Here is a 1,611-nt window from a genome sequence, read left to right as displayed (position 1 = left end):
TTAAACTCGCTACAAGATAGGCTATCTGAAACAACAGTAAAAGCATCAGCATAAGCCAGGCTAGCTGTTTCCATGGTTTTTTTAATAATAGCAAGAATACTTCTAACTGTTTTTAAATGGTCTACACTTTCATTCTTTTGCTTTTGGGAAGCATTGGTATAATTTTCTGTCCTTATCCTACCTTCAGCCTCACTAGCCTCACTTATAGCTTCCTTATACTCCGCAATTGCTTCATCTAGAAGTTTTAGTGTCGTAATTAGGCAAAGCATCCTTTATTATCTTGCTAAGTTTATTATACTCTTTTTCTAGTTTATTGTTTTTTAACTTAGCAAGAGCCTTGCTACGCTCTTCAAAAGGTCCTTAATTAAAACACGAAATACTATAATCGCCACAACTGCTATAGGTAGCGATAGTATTATAAGAGCTTATATATTTTTTGTAAATAGGATATAGACTAGATTGATACGTCATAGTTTTATAAAGAAAATCTATAAGCTTGTTATTGTCTTCTTTGCTTAACTTGCAAGTAGTTTCTTGCTTATCTTTAATAGAAGAAGCACTAGAAGCAGCAGGACATCAGCAAGCATGTCAGTGCTAGTCTCATTCTTTTTATCTTCACCTGTAGCATAACTTGTACTTTCATCTTGCTTCCTAGAAGAAGCATCCAAGGCTAGCTTACTAATATTGCTAGGATCTGCTTTTTTACTTGAGCTAGAATTTCCAAAAAACTTGCAAGATACAAAAAGTAATGCGACTAGCAGTAAAATAAACAAATTGCACCTCATAAACATTAATATCCCCTTTTTTTCTTTAATTATTAACCTAAATATTATTTTTTTATATAGCAAGCATTAGAAATAAAGTGTTTCTAAATAGTTAGAATCTTAGAAGGTGACTTTCTTATAAACATCTAATAGCTTATCAATAGCAGCAATCATTTTCTCTACTTCTGATCCTGTATAATTTCTAGCAAATATTTTTGCTCTTGCAAAACCATTTTCAAATGTGACGTAAGTCATACTAGAAATAGGCCCTACAATAACACTAACAGCGTTGTCTCCTTTTCCATTAGCATATTGCTTGGCAGCATCATTAAACTCAGAAACAGCTTGCCTAAACTCGCTAGAAGATAACCTAGAAGCTATAATAGCAAAAGCATCAGCATAAGCCTTGCTAGCTGTTTCCATAGTTTTTTCGATAACAGGAAGAACATTTCTAACTTTTTTTAAATGGTCTACATTTACTTTCTTTTCTTGCTTCTCCTTATCATTAGGTTCTTTGTAATCATTTATTGTTTCTATCTTACCTTCAGCATCACTAGCTTCATCTATAGCTTTCTTGTACTCTGCAATAGCATCATCTAAAGTTTTAGTCTCGTAATCAGGCACAGCCTCCTTTAGCATCTTGCTAAGCTTATTATATTCTTCTTCTAGCTTTAATTTTCCTAGATCAGTAATAGCTTGTCTACGTTCTGCAGAAGGACCTGGATAAAAACACCCAATGCGATATGTATTACAGCTACCGTAGGTATTAATAGTATTATAATGTCTTGTATATTTGTTATAAATACAAATTAGAATATATTCATAATATGTAGTTTTATAAATAAAA

2 protein-coding genes and 1 pseudogene are annotated in these 1,611 nt (G+C 32.3%); all 3 read right to left on the bottom strand.

Annotated features, from left to right (window positions below; translation table 11 throughout):
- A pseudogene (locus F0310_RS05640) lies at nt 1-269 on the bottom strand (hypothetical protein); the annotation flags it as partial.
- Nucleotides 270-515: 246 nt separating this feature from the next.
- The gene (locus F0310_RS05635; RefSeq protein WP_182117984.1) at nt 516-785 is read right to left on the bottom strand and encodes a hypothetical protein; all 270 of its coding nucleotides are present in this window, start codon (nt 783-785) and stop codon (nt 516-518) included.
- 99 nt (nt 786-884) lie between these two features.
- On the bottom strand, nt 885-1,611 hold a 727-nt coding region (locus F0310_RS05875), incomplete at its 5' end, for a hypothetical protein (RefSeq protein WP_232535994.1).

The sequence above is a fragment of the Borrelia sp. A-FGy1 genome (assembly GCF_014084025.1).
In the GTDB taxonomy this organism is placed as follows: domain Bacteria; phylum Spirochaetota; class Spirochaetia; order Borreliales; family Borreliaceae; genus Borrelia.
This window is presented reverse-complemented; position numbering and strand designations above follow the sequence as displayed.

Coding starts and splice junctions, on each gene's coding strand:
- F0310_RS05635 (WP_182117984.1), bottom strand. CDS start 785: ATGAGGTGCAATTTGTTTATTTTACTGCTAGTCGCATTACTTTTTGTA.